Source organism: Pseudoalteromonas shioyasakiensis, from assembly GCF_019134595.1.
Lineage (GTDB): Bacteria > Pseudomonadota > Gammaproteobacteria > Enterobacterales > Alteromonadaceae > Pseudoalteromonas > Pseudoalteromonas shioyasakiensis_A.
Map to the genome: position 1 here is coordinate 3,088,376 of NZ_CP077770.1, position 16,807 is coordinate 3,105,182.

General features: G+C 41.6%; 17 protein-coding genes. 9 read left to right on the forward strand and 8 right to left on the reverse strand.

What is annotated here, in order from left to right:
• Nucleotides 1–5 precede the first annotated feature (5 nt).
• Both rluA and KQP93_RS14340 read left to right on the forward strand, forming a co-directional pair.
• Complete coding sequence (gene rluA / locus KQP93_RS14335; protein ID WP_082401641.1) at nt 6–659, forward strand: bifunctional tRNA pseudouridine(32) synthase/23S rRNA pseudouridine(746) synthase RluA; 654 nt, start codon at nt 6–8, stop codon at nt 657–659.
• An 81-nt stretch (nt 660–740) separates the two neighbouring features.
• Nucleotides 741–1,664: a DUF3530 family protein gene (locus KQP93_RS14340; RefSeq protein WP_217874962.1), complete on the forward strand. Its 924-nt coding sequence runs from the start codon at nt 741–743 to the stop codon at nt 1,662–1,664.
• On the opposite strand, the gene djlA is transcribed toward KQP93_RS14340, so the two are convergent.
• Genes djlA through KQP93_RS14355 form a run of 3 tightly spaced genes read right to left on the reverse strand, consistent with a single transcriptional unit; the run spans nt 1,647 to nt 4,197 of the window.
• Nucleotides 1,647–2,519, reverse strand: coding sequence for a co-chaperone DjlA (gene djlA, locus KQP93_RS14345; RefSeq protein ID WP_217874963.1), 873 nt, complete (start codon nt 2,517–2,519; stop codon nt 1,647–1,649). The genes KQP93_RS14340 and djlA overlap by 18 nt on opposite strands.
• Before the next feature lie 23 nt (nt 2,520–2,542).
• Nucleotides 2,543–3,199: an N-acetylmuramate alpha-1-phosphate uridylyltransferase MurU gene (gene murU / locus KQP93_RS14350; protein WP_217874964.1), complete on the reverse strand. Its 657-nt coding sequence runs from the start codon at nt 3,197–3,199 to the stop codon at nt 2,543–2,545.
• Nucleotides 3,196–4,197: an aminoglycoside phosphotransferase family protein gene (locus KQP93_RS14355; RefSeq protein WP_217874965.1), complete on the reverse strand. Its 1,002-nt coding sequence runs from the start codon at nt 4,195–4,197 to the stop codon at nt 3,196–3,198. The genes murU and KQP93_RS14355 overlap by 4 nt, the downstream gene beginning before the upstream one ends.
• Nucleotides 4,198–4,300: 103 nt before the next feature.
• Here KQP93_RS14355 and lptD point away from each other — a divergent pair, with 103 nt between their 5' ends.
• The 7 genes from lptD (at nt 4,301) to KQP93_RS14390 (ending at nt 13,029) form a co-directional block, all read left to right on the forward strand.
• The gene (lptD, locus tag KQP93_RS14360) at nt 4,301–6,547 is read left to right on the forward strand and encodes an LPS assembly protein LptD (RefSeq protein WP_217874966.1); all 2,247 of its coding nucleotides are present in this window, start codon (nt 4,301–4,303) and stop codon (nt 6,545–6,547) included.
• 36 nt (nt 6,548–6,583) lie between these two features.
• Nucleotides 6,584–7,876: a peptidylprolyl isomerase SurA gene (gene surA, locus KQP93_RS14365; RefSeq protein WP_217874967.1), complete on the forward strand. Its 1,293-nt coding sequence runs from the start codon at nt 6,584–6,586 to the stop codon at nt 7,874–7,876.
• A gap of 5 nt (nt 7,877–7,881) precedes the next feature.
• On the forward strand, nt 7,882–8,874 hold the full coding sequence (pdxA, locus tag KQP93_RS14370) for a 4-hydroxythreonine-4-phosphate dehydrogenase PdxA (RefSeq protein ID WP_054562772.1): 993 nt from the start codon (nt 7,882–7,884) through the stop codon (nt 8,872–8,874).
• Nucleotides 8,871–9,677 carry a 16S rRNA (adenine(1518)-N(6)/adenine(1519)-N(6))-dimethyltransferase RsmA gene (rsmA, locus tag KQP93_RS14375; RefSeq protein WP_054550997.1) on the forward strand — a complete coding sequence of 269 codons (807 nt, stop codon included), beginning with the start codon at nt 8,871–8,873 and terminating at the stop codon, nt 9,675–9,677. Before pdxA ends, rsmA begins: the two co-directional genes overlap by 4 nt.
• Complete coding sequence (gene apaG, locus KQP93_RS14380) at nt 9,661–10,050, forward strand: Co2+/Mg2+ efflux protein ApaG (RefSeq protein ID WP_054550996.1); 390 nt, start codon at nt 9,661–9,663, stop codon at nt 10,048–10,050. Before rsmA ends, apaG begins: the two co-directional genes overlap by 17 nt.
• A gap of 6 nt (nt 10,051–10,056) precedes the next feature.
• Nucleotides 10,057–10,872 (forward strand): symmetrical bis(5'-nucleosyl)-tetraphosphatase, encoded by an 816-nt coding sequence (locus tag KQP93_RS14385; protein ID WP_217874968.1) that lies wholly within the window; start codon nt 10,057–10,059, stop codon nt 10,870–10,872.
• 141 nt (nt 10,873–11,013) lie between these two features.
• Nucleotides 11,014–13,029 carry a methyl-accepting chemotaxis protein gene (locus KQP93_RS14390; protein WP_217874969.1) on the forward strand — a complete coding sequence of 672 codons (2,016 nt, stop codon included), beginning with the start codon at nt 11,014–11,016 and terminating at the stop codon, nt 13,027–13,029.
• A 481-nt stretch (nt 13,030–13,510) separates the two neighbouring features.
• Here the strand turns inward: KQP93_RS14390 and KQP93_RS14395 are convergent, their stop codons facing one another.
• From KQP93_RS14395 to rplU, 5 genes are all read right to left on the reverse strand, one after another.
• Nucleotides 13,511–13,888, reverse strand: a complete 378-nt coding sequence (locus KQP93_RS14395; protein ID WP_062566166.1) for a DUF3718 domain-containing protein — start codon at nt 13,886–13,888, stop codon at nt 13,511–13,513.
• Between the two features lie 79 nt (nt 13,889–13,967).
• Nucleotides 13,968–14,447, reverse strand: a complete 480-nt coding sequence (gene folA / locus KQP93_RS14400; RefSeq protein ID WP_440590141.1) for a type 3 dihydrofolate reductase — start codon at nt 14,445–14,447, stop codon at nt 13,968–13,970.
• Nucleotides 14,448–14,526: 79 nt separating this feature from the next.
• Nucleotides 14,527–15,681: an Obg family GTPase CgtA gene (gene cgtA, locus KQP93_RS14405; protein ID WP_054562776.1), complete on the reverse strand. Its 1,155-nt coding sequence runs from the start codon at nt 15,679–15,681 to the stop codon at nt 14,527–14,529.
• Nucleotides 15,682–15,843: 162 nt separating this feature from the next.
• On the reverse strand, nt 15,844–16,101 hold the full coding sequence (rpmA, locus tag KQP93_RS14410; RefSeq protein ID WP_054551015.1) for a 50S ribosomal protein L27: 258 nt from the start codon (nt 16,099–16,101) through the stop codon (nt 15,844–15,846).
• 16 nt (nt 16,102–16,117) lie between these two features.
• A complete protein-coding gene (rplU, locus tag KQP93_RS14415) occupies nt 16,118–16,429 on the reverse strand; it encodes a 50S ribosomal protein L21 (RefSeq protein WP_036965957.1) in 312 nt (103 codons plus the stop codon).
• Between the last annotated feature and the right edge of the window lie 378 nt (nt 16,430–16,807).

The following is a 16,807-nucleotide window of genomic DNA, read 5'->3' on the forward strand; positions in this document are numbered from 1 at the left end:
TGGCTGTGTTACTCAATTATAATCCCCCAATGACACCTTATTTAAGTATTGTTTATCAAGACGATGACTTGCTTATTGTGAATAAACCAAGTGGTTTACTTACTGTGCCGGGAAAAGATCCAAAACACGCTGACTGCCTTATTGCTCGCATTAATCGCGTTTTTCCAACGGCGAAAATTGTTCACCGCCTTGATATGGCAACCTCAGGCATTATTTGTTTAGCCATGCACAAAGAAGCGCATCGTAATTTAAGCATTCAGTTTCAAGATAGAAAAACCGCGAAACGCTACATTGCTCGCGTATTTGGCAAGCTTGAACAAGAAACTGGATCGGTAGATTTACCACTTATTTGTGATTGGCCGAACCGACCAAAGCAAATGGTTGATCACGACAATGGCAAACCGTCATTAACCCATTTTAAAGTGCTTGAGTATGAACAGAATGCGACTCGTGTTGAGCTGACTCCAATTACTGGGCGTTCTCACCAACTACGTGTGCACATGCTGTCATTAGGTCACCCTATTTTAGGCGATAAGTTGTATGCTCACCCCGAGGCATTCGCCATGGCTCCCCGCTTACAGCTGCATGCTGAAATGCTTACCTTGGCTCACCCAGCAAGCGGTGAAACACTGATTTTTGAAGCTGCTCCTGAGTTTTAAGACAATTAGCTAAATATTTTACCAACACTGCCGATAATTAATTTAATCACTGATTTAATTTTAGACTCAGGTAATATCGGCATGAATTTAAAATCCGCACATCGCTTAGTTTACGCAGCCTGTTTTGCGTTGATGGGCAATGTGAATGCTGCCGATTTTATTAAACCAACCCCTTGGTCAAGCTTGGTCACTCATGATATTCAACGCTTTTTACCAAGTGATGAAGTACGTACTCTGCTTGCCGGTGAAGATGAGTTCATTAGCTTATATCGTCAATCGATGGCAGCCAGCCAACGCGGAATTGTGCTCATTATTCCTGATTGGCAGCACCTACCCACTAATAATGCCGGTATTAACTTTTTACGTAAGCAGTTAAACGAAATTGGCTATGCAACCCTTGCCATGACCATGCCTGATATTGATTGGCACCCTGTCGATATGGCAACGCCCGAGTTACCTGAAAGCTCTGAAGCTGAGTCAACAACACAAAGCGATGAGCAAGCAGCTTCTGCTCCACCAGCCCAAACACAACAAGAGCCGCACTTTGTTACAGGTGAGCCTAATATTAGTGAAGCCGTGCTTGATGATTACAAACTAAAGTTAATTGCCAGATTTAATGCTTTGTATAACAGTGCTATGGATGAAGGCGGCAATATTATTGTCGTGGCACAAGGTGCCAGTGCGGGGCTATTGATTGAGCATTATGCTAGCTTTCCAAATAACGAACTGAACGCTTTTATTAGCCTAGGTAGTTATTTACCTAACAGTGTTCGTAACCAGCATCTCAATGCGACGCTTTCTACTATCAGCCCACCTTTACTGGATATTTTTTATAGTGAGGGCAACCCTGACACGCTGCAAAGTGTTAAAGACAGAAAACGTTGGGTAAGAAAACACGCAAAATATGACTACCGACAAAGAGAGCTATTTGGTGTGCCTTCAGAGCCTGAGCAGCACCAGCGGCTGCTCAAAGAAGTAGACGGCTTTTTACGCCGCCTTTTTTAAATACTCATAAGCCGCTTGAATATCTTGGCTTTTCTTTACCGCGACTTCCATCATGTGTTTTGGTAAACCTTGCGATACTAATTTATCGGGGTGATGCTGAGCCATGAGCTTTCGATAGGCTACTTTAATATCTCTCGCTGAAGCATCATTGTTTAAGCCTAAAAGAGCCAACGCTTGGGCGCGATTCATACCATTATTCGGTGGCACACTGTGCCCTCTTTGTTCACTATGACTGCTGCGGTTTTGCTGGCTTTGTTGACGTTGTTGTTCATAAAAACGCTGTTGTTGCTGGCGAAATGCAAATTCGGCTTGGTAGCGTTTTAATAAAAATGCGAACTGAGTACGTGAAATACCTAACTGCTTGCTTACCTCTTGCAAGAGCTGCTTTTCTTGCTCTGCAAGGTGGCCATCAGAAAAGGCCATTTGAATTTGTATTTCGAGGAACAGTTGCAATAAATCATGGCGTCGAGCAAAGCGCTCTTTAAAGTCATGAACGGTTTCTTTTAATGAAAAGTCAGCTTCTTTACCACTACGAAAGGCATCTTGTGCTTCTCTGCGCTCATCGCCCGATAAACCCATTTCGTCCATAAAGACACTGGCAGCACGAATATGCGTTTCACTAACACGACCATTTGATTTGGCAATATGCCCCATCACCGCAAAACAACTAGAAAAGAAAAGCGCTTGACGTTCGTTAATATCATCGCCTTTAAACAGACCAGAAAAACCACCTGCTTTATCAAAGTCTTGTTTTAAGCTGCGATCGAACATATGGCCAAGGTATAGGCCTAGTAAGGCACCAATAAATTTGCCAAACATAAAGCCAAAACAAAAACCGAGTACTTTTCCCCACATAATTTGGCAAACCTCTGTTGTTATTACAAAGCGAAACGTTGATTGATTTCGTCGAGTCTGGCTGGTGTGCCAATGTCATCCCATTGCCCCAAATAAAGCTCAGTCGAAACTTGATGTTCACTGAGCTTTTCTCGCAAAATGGGCCCAAGTGGACGAATACCTGCGCTGAGACCTTTAAAGAAATCAGCATGATAGCGACTTATACCGGAAAAAGTATACTTTTGACTATCTGGGCTTAGATGACTCAGTGCAAAATCACCATCAGGGTTATGCGCAGGATTTTCAACAAGGACAATATGCGCCTCCCCTGCTTGCAGATGAAGCTGCATCAACGAAGTCACATCATAATCAGTAAACACATCACCATTGATGACAATAAATTGCTCACCCAATAACGGCAATGCTTGAATGATGCCCCCGGCGGTTTCAAGCCCCCCAGCCTGCTCTTGGCTGTAAGTGATCGATACACCAAACTGCGATCCATCAGCAAAATACTCTGTTATTTTGTCACCTTGCCAGGCAAGGTTAATGACAATATCGGTAACCCCTGCTTGGCGTAAGTTATTAATATGATGCTCTAATAATGGCTTACCGTTAATCTTTAGCATCGGCTTTGGCATCGTTTCTGTTAGCGGCATCATGCGTTTACCACGGCCCGCCGCTAGGATCATTGCTTTCATTTGGACTCTTTCGTTAAACGCTGCTTAGTCTGTGGAATAATAGTCTGCTCTATCCACTGGCCAAGGGCTGTTAACTCTGGGTATTCTTTACTGACATTACTAATGTATGTAAGGGTTGGCAGCACATTATTCAAATAACCAGACTTACCGTCACGTAATTTTAAGCGGCAAAATATACCTGCAGCTTTTAAATGACGCTGCACGCCGGTTAAGTCAAACCAGCGCTTAAACATCGCAAATGAGGTGTCTTGCAATAGCTGTTGCTCGCTAAATTCGTCATAAGCGTAATGTAAAAGGTAATCTAGCTCTTGCTCTGGTAACTTGAAATAGCAATCCCTTAATAACGACACAAGGTCATAACACACCGGCCCTTGCACCGCATCTTGATAATCAATGATTGCCCATTGCTGCCCTGTGCGCATAATATTACGGCTATGGAAGTCTCGGTGCACCGTCACAATTGGTTGTTCAAGGGCATTGTTAACTAATAACTCACAAGCCTGTTGCCACATTTGCTGCTCATCAGCAGAAAGTTGCTCACCAATAAAGTTATCGACTAACCAATCTTTAAAAATACTCAGCTCAAACTGTAAAAACTCGCCATCAAATACTTTCATATATTGGGCAGGTGGGATTTGCGCCCATTGTGCACTTAACTTGATTAGATGTTTGTAGTGTAAAGTGCGGTCTTCATCACCTAATAAATCAGCTAAGTGAGTATTACCTAAATCACTTAGTAAGAAGAAGCCTTGTTTTTCATCTGCCTGAAGAATTTTTGGTAACTTAAAACCATGCTGAGAAAACACTTTATTGAGTTCTATATAAGGCGTGTTATCTAATTTATCTGGATCTGAGTCCATGACAATATAGCTTTGATCACTTGTATTTACGCGGAAATAACGGCGAAAACTCGCATCCCCTGTGATGGCGGCTAATTGATATTCATCCTCTTTAAAATGAGGATTTAAAAACTGCTGTAAACTTTTATAACGATTCATTTAGTAAGATATCTATTTTTCACTAAGTCAATTACTGTATTTGCCATTGTTTTCCTTTATTATGTCTAGCTTATATCCAACCAAAGAGCATTAAGGTCATTAAATGAGCAAAACCTGGGGCATAATGATGCTAAGCGTACTTAGCGCACCATCGTTCGCCGAAACTGAACTGACACACAATTTTTGTGGCAATTCAATGCAAACCAGAGCTTGGCAACCGCTCCCTGGCCTTGAACTTAATATGATCGATATCAAATCCGATGATATTGAACTATTGGGTACCCAAAGCGCAGAATTTACCGGTAATGTAGATATTAACACCCTAACGATGAATTTGTCCGCACAAAGTGCACTGATTGACAAACAACGTGGGTTACTTAATGCAACCGGCCCTATCGTTTATCGCGATAAAGTAAGCCAAATTAATAGTTCTGGGCTCAATGCGGATTTAAATAATTCTGAATTAAGTTTGCTTGGTGCTGATTATAAGCTCACCGACCAACTTGGTCATGGTGGCGCAGAAAAACTAACAGTCAACGAGTCTGGCCTAAACCTGATGAACGCAAGCTTTACTACCTGCCCTGGCGAAACACCGGTGTGGGCAATTGAAGCTGACGAAATAGACTTATCAAGTGAAGATGGCTGGGGCGAAACTCACAATACCGTATTACGGGTATTTGATACGCCGGTTCTGTATGTTCCTTATTTTACGTTTCCGTTAGATGACCGTCGTAAATCCGGTTTATTAACGCCTAACTTTTCAAGTTCAGGCCGCTACGGTATTGAAACTATCACCCCGTATTACTGGAATATTGCTCCAAATTACGACGCCACCATTACGCCTCGCTACATGTCTAAGCGCGGTTTGCAAATGATTGGTGAGTTTCGTTATTTAACAGAGCAAAACAACGGTCTCATTGCCGTTGAGTACTTAGATAAAGATGATGAAGAGCCAAATGTTGACTCGCGTTATCTATTCCATTGGCAGCAGCAAAGTTACTTTGGTGAAAACTGGCGCGGTAATATCGATATTACCAACGTTAGTGATGATAACTACTTAACCGATTTAAATTCTGGTTATGCTACTCGCACTGATACTCAGTTATACCGTACGGGCTCACTCACCCACTTAGGTGACACTTGGCGTACTAATATTAAGCTACAGAGTTTTGAAGTACTTGGTGATCACCGCGAATCATATGCGGCACTGCCACAAATTAGTTTTTCGCAAACTGATGCGTATGATTTTTATGGCGTTGATTTAACCCTTGATGGTGAACTTAGTTATTTCACTAATGATGACGCTGTTATTGATGAAGCAAGCCGTGTTCACATAGAACCTAAAGCAAGCTTTGGTTATCAAGAATACGCATGGTCATTTTTATCTGAGTTTAGCGTATTGCATACTGAATATAACCAGCATGGTGATTTAGCAGGGACCGACTACGACGAAAAAGTCACCCGTACCCTGCCAAAAGTACGTTTATACAGCCAATTAAATTTTGAGCGTGATACAGCGTTTTTCTTCAAAGATGGTATTCAAACACTTGAGCCACAAATTCAGTACTTGTATACGCCAAACAAAGACCAATCAAATATTGGCCTTTACGATACAGCAAAATTACAAGATGACTTTTTTGGTTTATTTAGAGACCGTCGCTTCTCAAGTATCGACCGTATTGCCACTGCGAACCAATTTACGTTAGGTGCGACTACTCGCTTATTTAGCAATGAAAACGAAGAAGTATTTAATTTCAGCGCAGGCCAAATCTTCTATTTAAGCGATGATGCAAAGCCTACATCACAAGGTATTAATGTTGATACTAACTACAATGCCTTGTTCGCAGCGCAAACCATGTTACATTGGCACCGTCGCTGGTATTTATCAGGTGGTATTCAATACGACACTGATGGTAAAGAAATTATTCAATCAAATATCACCTTAGATTATAAAGGTGACGATAAACAGCTCGTGCAATTGAACCATCGCTATGCAAATGATGTCTCAGGCAATACAATCGAGCAAGTTGGTCTATTTACCAGCATTCCGCTATCGCAAGATTGGCAGTTTGTTGGCAGCTATCACCGCGATTTAGAAAGTGGTCGTAGTATTGAGGTTTTCAGCGGTCTTCAGTATGAATCGTGCTGTTGGGCGTTTCAAATCACAGGCCGTCGTCAAATCGAAACTGATTTAAACCAGGCGATTGGTCAAGAGCAAGCAACCTTTGATACCAGTATTGGCTTCAATATCGTATTAAAAGGGCTTGGTAGTAAAAGCCGTTATGATGCACAAAAATTATTACAACAAGGTATTTTTGGCTATCGTAGACCGTATTTTCTTAATAACTAGTACCGCAGTACTATTAGCAAGAGTATTAGAAAAAGTATGAATTTAAAAAAATTATTTGCATCTGCATTATTAACAGTTGGCCTTTGCCAAAGCGTTTTCGCAAAACCTGTCGAAATCGACAAAGTCGTTGGTGTAGTTAACCAAGGTGTTATTTTACAAAGTGAAGTAGACACCATTATCAATCGCGTAAAAACTCAAGCGCAAGAGCAAGGTCAAGAGTTACCTTCAGATGACACGCTTCGCATTCAAGCGATCGAGCGTTTAGTAAACCAAACTCTGATGATGCAACTTGCTGAGCGCATGGGTTTAGAAATCTCTGACTCTCAGTTAGACCAAACACTTGAAAATATGGCTCGTGAGCAAGGTGGTACAATCGCTGATTTACGCCGTACTATCGAGGCTGCAGGTGAGAGCTACCCAGCATATCGTGAAGAAATTCGTAAAGAAATCACCACGCAACAAGTAATGCGTGCGAACGTTGACCGTCGTATTTATATTAGCCCACAAGAAATCGATAACCTTCTTAAAATCATGGAAACTCAAGGCAAGAATGCCGAAGAGTATGATATTGGTCATATCTTGATTGATATCCCAAGTGATGCAACAGCTGATGAAATCACCAGTGCTAAAACACGTGCAGATAAAGTTATCGAGTTTTTAAAAGAAGGCAAAGAATTCAAGCGTATCGCTATTTCATCTTCTAGCGGTTCAAAAGCCCTTGAAGGTGGTCAGCTAGGTTGGATGAGCATCAACGAAATGCCATCACTTTTTGCTGAAGCGGTAAAAGGCCATAAAAAAGACGATATCGTTGGCCCGCTTCGTTCAGGTGCTGGTTTCCACATTATTAAAGTGCAAGATGTTCGTGGTCGCCAAGTAGTTGAAACTACAGAAGTTCGTTCACGTCACATCTTAATTAAGCCTTCTATCATCTTAAGCGAAGAAAAAGCGCGTGACATGCTAAAAGGTTTTGCAAAAGAGCTACGTGAAGGCAAAGCTGACTTTGGTGAACTTGCTAAAGAATACTCTGAAGACCCGGGTTCTGCATTAAAAGGTGGCGAGTACGATTGGACTGATCCAAGCACTTATGTACCAGAATTTAAAAATACCCTGCTTTCTCTAGATAAAAATGAAATCAGTGAGCCATTCAGAACACAGTTTGGTTGGCACATTGTACAGCTACTTGATAAGCGTGTAGCTGATAAAACAGAGCAAGCTAAGCGTAACCGCGCTCACCAACTACTGTTTAATCGTAAATTTAAAGAAGAAAGTTTCAACTGGCAGCAAGAAATGCGTGAACAAGCGCACGTTGATATTTTCCCAACAGAATAAAAATTATGACCATTAGAATTGCAATTACCCCAGGTGAGCCAGCCGGTATTGGCCCTGATTTACTTATCAAGTTAGCCCAGCACCAGTGGGATGCCCAACTGGTGGTGATTGCTGATGGCGCGCTGTTAAAACAGCGCGCTAAGTTGCTTGGTTTAGATATCAATTTAATTGACTTCGATGACAGCCAAGCACCAAGCATTGCCCCTGCAGGCAGCGTTTACTTACACCAAGTAGATTTAGGCTCTGATGTTGAAGTGGGCGTACTTAATGACGCCAATGGTCAATATGTTCTGGATACACTGCGCATTGCCAGTGAAAAAAATATGGATGGTACCTTTGCCGCTGTTGTTACTGGTCCTGTGCATAAAGGGATTATCAACAAAGCAGGTATCTCATTCAGCGGTCACACTGAGTATTTTGCGCAGCAATCGAATACTGCCGATGTCGTGATGTTGTTAGCTACAGAAGGCTTACGTGTGGCGCTTGTTACGACGCATATACCGCTTGCTTATGTATCGCGCGCAATCACCGTTGAACGTTTAAGTAAAGTTGCCACTATTTTAAACCATGACTTACAAACTAAGTTTGGTATTGAAAAACCGCGTATCCTCGTATGTGGTCTAAACCCACATGCTGGCGAAGATGGCCATTTAGGCACTGAAGAAATTGATACCATAGCGCCAACGTTAGAGCTGTTAAATAATCAAGGCATGAACTTAATTGGACCATTGCCTGCTGACACCCTGTTCCAAGATAAATATCTCTCGCAAGCAGATGCCGTGCTTGCAATGTATCACGATCAGGGATTACCTGTGCTAAAATACAAGGGTTTCGGCAATTCGGTCAATATCACCCTTGGCCTGCCATTTATTCGCACCTCAGTAGATCACGGTACGGCTCTCGATTTAGCCGGCACAGGGACTGCTGATGTAGGTAGTTTTGAATTAGCGATCCGCGAAGCAATTAAGCTCGCCCATGAAAAAGCACAGAATCAATGACAGATAAAGTACATTTAGGACACCGCGCGCGTAAGCGTTTTGGTCAAAACTTTTTAAACGATGACATGATCATCGACAAAATCGTCACGGCTATCGATCCTAAACCTGAAGACAATTTAGTAGAAATCGGCCCGGGTCTTGGTGCAATCACTGAGCCAGTCGCTGATTTAAGTGGCCACCTAACGGTTGTTGAGCTAGATAAAGACTTAGCAGAACGTTTAACGAGCCACCCATTCTTAGGGCCAAAGTTAACAGTGCATCAAGGCGATGCAATGAAATTCGATTTTAGCTCTTTGATCAAGTCTGACGAAAAGTTAAAGATTTTTGGTAACTTACCATACAACGTTTCGACTCCGCTGTTATTCCATTTATTTGAGTTCGCGGATAACGTAGAGCACATGCATTTTATGCTGCAAAAAGAAGTGGTCAAACGTATGGTCGCAGGCCCGGGCAGTAAAGCCTTTGGTCGCTTAAGTGTAATGACACAATATTACTGTCACGCAATGCCAGTAATTGATGTGCCGCCAGAGTGCTTTAAGCCAGCACCTAAAGTAGATTCAGCAGTTATTCGCTTGATCCCTAAAAAGCCTGAGCAACGTTCAGCTAAAAGCACTAAGCTATTAAACACGGTATGTTTAGAAGCCTTTAATCAACGCCGTAAGACTTTACGTAATAGTTTATCTAACTTACTGACAGCTGAAGAACTAACAAGCATAGGCATTGATATCACTCTGCGTGCTGAAAGCCTGTCTTTACAACAATTTATTGATATAGCTAATTGGATTTATGACAACAAGCAGTAATTTAGGTTCTCCAATTAAGGTGTCGGTTGAGACCTTCTATGTAGAAGGTCAATCAGAGCCTGAACAAGATAAATACGTTTTTGCTTACTCAATCACCATAAAAAACCACAGTTTATGCAGTGCTAAGCTATTGAGTCGTTACTGGTTAATTACCGATGCCAACGGCAAAGAAGTGGAAGTACAAGGTGAAGGGGTTGTGGGTGAAACACCGACCATTGCCCCAGGTGAAAGCTATAAATACACCAGTGGTGCAGTGCTTGATACCCCTGTTGGGACGATGCAAGGCCATTACACTATGCGTAACGAATTTGGCACTGAGTTTGAAGCGCCAATCGAGGTGTTTCGTTTAGCCCGCCCAAACATTTTGCACTAGGTAATAATGGCTGACTACGCAATTGGTGACTTACAAGGTTGTTACAGTGAATTTGATGCGTTACTAAAACGTGTCAACTTCAACCCAAGTCAAGATCACCTTTACTTAGTTGGCGATATTATTGCTCGAGGCCCTGACTCACTCGCTTGCCTCGAGCGCCTTCATACTATGCAAGGCAGTGTAACTATTACTCTTGGTAATCATGATTTACACCTAATTGCTTGTCATTATCTAAATAAACCAGCAAATCCAAAAGATAAGCTTGCTGGTGTTTTTGACAGCCCAAAGCTCCCTGAATATATTCACTTTTTGCAACAACAGCCATTAGCTATTTGGCTTGAACGCTATGACATGCTGATAAGCCATGCTGGCTTAAACCCAAATTGGTCAATAAAAAAAGCATTAAAACGCGCTCGCTTTGCCGAAAGTTGCTACCAAGGTAATGATGCCCATCATTACTTTGCCAATATGTATGACCCCCACCCATTAGAATGGCAATCAACGCTACCTAACGAGGCTAAATTTCGTTATATCGTTAATTATTTCACGCGTATGCGCTTCGTTAATTTACTTGGTAAACTCGATTTCAGCAACAAAACCAGCATTAGTGAAGATAGCTCAATAATCCCTTGGTTTGAGCATCCGAGTATAAGTAAGCTCAAGCAACAGATCACATTTGGTCATTGGGCTGCTTTAGAAGGTAAAGTTAAAGCCGAAAATATTCATGCCCTCGACACTGGCTGTGTATGGGGAGGCGCGATGACCCTCATGGAACTCAGTCAAAAAGACTGTTTTGTCGAAAAATCCCACTCTTTTATCTAAATAAACTGAAAAATAGCTGAACATCTGTTAGATTTATAACAATTAAAGTTAATTTAATTTAAAGCTAATTAAATTTAAATACTTAACTAATTGGCAACCTTGCCGATAAGTGATGATTAGTACTATTTTCTGGAATTACATATGAACTTGACCGTTAGACAGCGTATTTGGGGTGGCTTTATTGTTATTACGTTACTCCTGCTTTTTATTGGTGGTAACTCGTTGATCAGAATTACCAACATTGATCAATCGACACAGCGAGTTAATCAGCTGTCATTACCGGCCCTCGACAAAAGTTATGAATTGCAGGTTGAATTCATCCTGATGAGTAAATCAGCGCAAGCGAGCTTTTACACCACATCACAAGATGAATTAGCAGCTCTTCGCAAGAACTTTACTGAGCAGAAAAAGCGTTACGATAGCTCTTATCAAGAGCTGCAGCAGATCGTAAGTAACGATCCTAAATTAAAACAAAGCAGCCAAGAGGTTGAGCAAACTTATAAGCGCTTTGCCAAGTCTGTCGATAATCTTTTTAAAGATAAAAAAACTCAACTCGAGCTTAACAATACACTACGCACTCAGCTTGAAAATATCGAAATCAGCGCCGAAGATGCTAACTCTGTTGTGCTTGATATCATTGATATTGATGGCCTTGAAGAAAACAATGCACGCGCCTACCAAGCTGCTAACAACATGGAAAACAACTTCCAGTCGGTAGTGACTAATAGTACCGATATGTTAACGGTTAAAACTCTTAACACGTTAGATATCGTGAAGAACGAACAAGTTTATTATCTAGAAGAAGTAGAGCGAAGCCTTGGCCTTATTCGCCCAGCAATCATAGAAAATAACGCTGATTTATATAACGACCTAAACGGTTATGTTGAAAACCTTGTAAATAACGTACGTGGCAACAACAGCCTATCTGCAAATAAAAAACGTTTAATTGATGCAATTTCACAAACTCAAGCTGAGCTGGCCAATGCAGAAAAATCAACGACCGAAGCCCTAAAGCAACTTAAAGAGCTTGTTGACCAAGCAACGGTACTTGCTTTTGACTTACAACAAGATGTAAGTGGTAACGTATCTACGGCAACCATTTGGACTTGGGTTGCTATGGTTATTGCTACTTTAATTGCCATTGCTGTGGCGGCAGTTACTGTTAGCCGTATTACTAAGCCTCTTTCTGAAGTAAACCGTATTCTTGATATTGTTGCTAGCGGCGATATGACTCAACGTCTAGACGACTCAGCTAAAGACGAGTTCGGTGAACTATCACGTAGTTGTAATACGCTAATCGAAAGTTTACGTACGCTTATTCAAGGTATTATCTCTCGCTCAACCCAGCTTGCTGCGGCTTCTGAAGAAACTTCAGCAATCACTGAAGAGTCAAGCCAAGCTATTCGTAATCAACAAGCGCAAGTAGAACAGGCTGCCACAGCAACCACTGAAATGAGCAGCACATCACAAGCGGTAAGCAGCAGTGCTCAACAGGCACTTAGCGAAATCAAGAACGCTGATAAAGAAGCTGACCGTGTTAAAGGTATTTCTTCGCAAAACAAGGCGACTATTGAACAACTTGCCCGTGAAGTTGATGATGCTTCACAAGTTATCAATAAGCTACACAAAGATAGCGCATCAATTGGTGGCATCTTAGATGTTATTCGTGGCATTGCAGAGCAAACAAACCTACTTGCGCTTAATGCAGCCATTGAAGCAGCCCGTGCTGGTGAACAAGGCCGAGGCTTCGCCGTAGTAGCTGACGAAGTACGCTCTCTAGCGAGCAAGACTCAAGAGTCGACCCAAGAGATCCAAGCTATGATTGAATCGCTTCAGGTTGGCGCTGAGGCTGCTGTATCGGCAATGTCGAAAGGTAAGCAACAAGCTGAGTCGTGTGTTGAGCAATCAGACCTTGCAAATACGGCCCTTGATTCAATCACTGCAGCCGTTGCACAGGCCCATAACGTAAGTGAAGAAATCTCAACAGCTGCTCATGAGCAACAGCAAGTTTCACAAGAGATTAGCGAACGCTTAGAGTCGATTGTAGCAATTGCAGAACAAACAGCTGAAGGCGCAAACCAAACCAATATTTCAAGTTCAGAAGTTGCTAAATTAGCGGAAGAACTACGTTTATCGGTCGATGCGTTTAAAGTTTAAGAAGCTGTAAACGAGCTACGAGCTACGAGCTACGAGCTACGAGCTACGAGCTACGAGCTACGAGCTAACAAATATAGAAGCCGTGTTTGTGAAAGCAAACACGGTTTTTTTGTATCTATTCACACCAACTCGCTTAATTAAATGCTCTTTTGAGGTGATTACTCTTAATATTTTCCTGCCTCCTACACCCATGCAGGCACATTATTTAATACAAAATAATAACGTATTATTGCGAGTAGGTATGATACCAATTCGCTTAATTAAGTAGTCTATTTTGAGGCAATAAAACCTCGTTGATAGCAAGGCAAAAATTTCGTTATTTAGTTGCTCTAAATCAGAAATTTTTAACGCAGATAGCGATAGGTTTAATCCCTCAAAATGATTAAGTATTATTGCGGATTGGTATGAAGTTAACGAAGCGTTTTTCAGGCACAAAAAAACCGCAACGAGTGCGGTTTCTTAAATTCTATTGGCGTTTAAATTAAAGGCCAGCGCGGTCTTTAATAACAGCGATTAGTGGAGAACCACCGTGGCCGTTTGATTCTGCCCATGCGATGTCTGCACCGTCTTCTAAAGAGCTTTTAGATAAGTTCTTAACGATGTATTCACCAGCATCCGCAGCGCCGCTTTCAATTGCATGACGAAGCATATTGTTGCCGTTACATTTTACAGCATCAAAGATGTTACGAATTTTCACACGTGAGCTTTTCAGCTTACTACGTAAACGGTTTTTATCATCAGCTGCGATATACTCACAGATAGAAACCGCTAATTGGTCATCAGCTTTTGCTGGTGCTGTATACGCAACTGACGCTGAAACAACAGCCGCTGCAAGTAACATATTTGGTAACTTCATCATATTTTGCCCTTATGTAATACTTTCTTCTTACCAAGATTGTGTAATATTGTACCAACTAATTAATTTTACCGCAATAATGTTACGAGTTTTTGTACAGGGTTACAAAAGTATACGAGTAAGGGTTTTTGTTATCAGGCTGATGCTGTTCTTGCTCGGCAATCGTCCAATTAGCAACACTTTCGTAATCTGGGAACTGCGTATCACCGGCCACTTCAAGGTCGATGAATGTTAAGTATAGACGATCTGCTTGAGATAGAAATTGTTCGTATATATTACCGCCACCTATAATCATTACTTCTTCAACATCAGCAACCAATTCCAGCGCAGCCTCTGGAGAAGTAACTACCTCAATTCCTTCAGCTGTGTATTCAGCATTACGCGTGATAATAATATTTTGACGACCTGGTAAAGGGCGGCCTATTGATTCAAACGTTTTACGACCCATGATCACAGGCTTTGCCATAGTTACTTTTTTAAAGTGTTGCAGATCGGCGGGTAAATGCCATGGCATTTGGTTGTCTTGGCCAATTACTCGGTTATTTGCCATAGCAGCAATCATTGAAATTTTCACACTAAACCTTAATACTTTTTTCTTATTAATAAAAAAGGAGCGCATGGCTCCTTTTCAGTTTTAAATTTTATCGTTGGTAGATAACTTCTACATCGTAGTCATCATCATCCCAGTCGTCATCCCAATCATCATCGTCTTGAGAGGTCGCTTTCTGATGGTAAGTATCCCATTTAAACTCAACTTCTTCTTTCTCTTCTTCAGCGAATTTCTCTTTTGGCATACTATCAAGTAGCGCCATAATGTCATGACATAGCGCTTGGGTATTTTGCTTATTTGCAGCAGAGATACGGTAAACATTAACCTCTTCACCTAGCTCTTCGGCAATTTCATTACACAGCGCTTCAGCTTCATCTTCTGGTAATAGGTCAATTTTGTTAAATACTAACCAGCGCGGCTTTTCAGCAAGTTTAGGGCTGTATTGGTGCAGCTCATTAATAATCGCAAAGGCATTATCAACCGGATTTGTGCCATCAACAGGCATAACATCAATGATATGCAGTAATACACGACAACGCTCTAAGTGCTTTAAGAAGCGAATACCAAGGCCAGCACCATCTGAAGCCCCTTCGATTAGGCCAGGGATATCAGCAATTACAAATGACTTATTCGCATCTGGGCGTACTACACCAAGATTAGGAATAAGCGTCGTAAACGGGTAATCAGCCACTTTTGGTTTAGCTGCAGAAACACTGCGGATAAACGTTGATTTACCTGCATTTGGTAAACCAAGTAAGCCAACATCTGCAAGTAGCATTAGCTCTAGGCGTAAGCTGCGAACTTCACCAGGTGTACCTAGTGTTTTTTGACGCGGAGCGCGGTTTGTACTTGATTTAAAACGTGCATTCCCCAAGCCATGGAAACCACCTTTTGCAACAACAACCTTTTGACCATGCTGGGTCAAATCACCTAATGACTCTTCAGTATCAACATCAATGATACGCGTACCAACAGGTACTTTAAGCGTTAAATCAGCGCCTTTTTTACCAGTCATGTTACGGCTTTGACCATTTGTGCCGCGCTCTGCTTTATGAAAACGCTCAAATTGGTAATCAATTAACGTATTTAAGTTTTCATCGGCTTGTAGATAAACGCTGCCGCCATCGCCACCGTCGCCGCCATCAGGACCGCCATCTGGTACATATTTTTCACGTCGGAAAGATACGACACCGCTGCCGCCATCACCCGCGTCACAACGAATTTCTACTTCATCTACAAACTTCATGATTACTCACTTTAAGATTGGCTTGTTAATAACTCTATTATATACCTAAGTGCCCTATTCGGCACCCAATGCCAAGGCGCTTAGGTATATATTTATACGCACTATTATGTGCCTTAAAACAAAAAACCCCGCAAAGGCGGGGTTTTTCAAATATCGAGATGATTACTCAGCTACGATATTTACGTATTTACGGTTTAAAGGACCTTTCTGTTCGAATTGAACTTTACCATCTGCTTTTGCGAAGATAGTGTGGTCTTTACCGATACCTACGTTTGCGCCAGCGTGGAAACGAGTACCACGTTGACGAACAATGATGCTACCCGCTAGAACTGATTCGCCACCAAAACGCTTAACACCTAGGCGTTTGCTTTCTGAATCGCGACCGTTACGAGTACTACCAGCTGCTTTTTTATGTGCCATTTCTCAGTACCTCTAATTAAGCGCTAATGCCAGTGATTTTAACTTCAGTGAACCATTGACGATGGCCCATTTGCTTACGAGAATGCTTACGACGTCTAAATTTAACAATCTTAACTTTCTCACCGCGACCGTGTGAAACAACCTCAGCTGTTACTTTACCACCGTTTACGAACGGTACACCGATCTCGATTTTCTCACCATCAGCAACTAAAAGTACTGAATCAAATTCAACTGCTGCACCAGTTTCAACGTCTAATTTCTCAAGACGAATTGTTTGACCTTCAGTCACACGGTGCTGTTTACCACCACTTTGGAAAACCGCGTACATAATTAACTCCGTCTGTGCGCCCTCAAATCGACGCAACTAAAATATTCTTCAATAGGGCGCGAAGTTTACGCTAATGTGCAAAAACTAGCAAGCCTCTTTTTCGATAAAATGAATAAAAAATAGCTGCATTGAGAGCAATTCAATATTTTCCCCTATTCTATCCTAAAAACACCACATGCCAAGCGGTTTTTACGATCTCATGACAATTAAATTACGCTAATAATACGCACCTTTAAAATTCAAAAAGCTGATCACTTATTAATCAAGGTTATAAATTTATCTTGCCAAAATTGCTCTTAAATAAAAAACTTTACAGTGTTTTTTTACTGAATCATCACAAAATATCGAGCAAGTGCTTTTTTTGTTGTACAATCAGCC

What these genes read in the sequence shown, in the direction of transcription:
- rpmA (WP_054551015.1), bottom strand. Translation starts at nt 16,101, where the DNA reads ATGGCACATAAAAAAGCAGCTGGTAGTACTCGTAACGGTCGCGATTCA.
- rsmA (WP_054550997.1), top strand. Translation starts at nt 8,871, where the DNA reads ATGACAGATAAAGTACATTTAGGACACCGCGCGCGTAAGCGTTTTGGT.
- apaG (WP_054550996.1), top strand. Translation starts at nt 9,661, where the DNA reads ATGACAACAAGCAGTAATTTAGGTTCTCCAATTAAGGTGTCGGTTGAG.
- pdxA (WP_054562772.1), top strand. Translation starts at nt 7,882, where the DNA reads ATGACCATTAGAATTGCAATTACCCCAGGTGAGCCAGCCGGTATTGGC.
- cgtA (WP_054562776.1), bottom strand. Translation starts at nt 15,681, where the DNA reads ATGAAGTTTGTAGATGAAGTAGAAATTCGTTGTGACGCGGGTGATGGC.
- surA (WP_217874967.1), top strand. Translation starts at nt 6,584, where the DNA reads ATGAATTTAAAAAAATTATTTGCATCTGCATTATTAACAGTTGGCCTT.
- folA (WP_440590141.1), bottom strand. Translation starts at nt 14,447, where the DNA reads ATGATTGCTGCTATGGCAAATAACCGAGTAATTGGCCAAGACAACCAA.
- djlA (WP_217874963.1), bottom strand. Translation starts at nt 2,519, where the DNA reads ATGTGGGGAAAAGTACTCGGTTTTTGTTTTGGCTTTATGTTTGGCAAA.
- murU (WP_217874964.1), bottom strand. Translation starts at nt 3,199, where the DNA reads ATGAAAGCAATGATCCTAGCGGCGGGCCGTGGTAAACGCATGATGCCG.
- lptD (WP_217874966.1), top strand. Translation starts at nt 4,301, where the DNA reads ATGAGCAAAACCTGGGGCATAATGATGCTAAGCGTACTTAGCGCACCA.
- KQP93_RS14395 (WP_062566166.1), bottom strand. Translation starts at nt 13,888, where the DNA reads ATGATGAAGTTACCAAATATGTTACTTGCAGCGGCTGTTGTTTCAGCG.
- KQP93_RS14340 (WP_217874962.1), top strand. Translation starts at nt 741, where the DNA reads ATGAATTTAAAATCCGCACATCGCTTAGTTTACGCAGCCTGTTTTGCG.
- rplU (WP_036965957.1), bottom strand. Translation starts at nt 16,429, where the DNA reads ATGTACGCGGTTTTCCAAAGTGGTGGTAAACAGCACCGTGTGACTGAA.
- KQP93_RS14355 (WP_217874965.1), bottom strand. Translation starts at nt 4,197, where the DNA reads ATGAATCGTTATAAAAGTTTACAGCAGTTTTTAAATCCTCATTTTAAA.
- KQP93_RS14390 (WP_217874969.1), top strand. Translation starts at nt 11,014, where the DNA reads ATGAACTTGACCGTTAGACAGCGTATTTGGGGTGGCTTTATTGTTATT.
- KQP93_RS14385 (WP_217874968.1), top strand. Translation starts at nt 10,057, where the DNA reads ATGGCTGACTACGCAATTGGTGACTTACAAGGTTGTTACAGTGAATTT.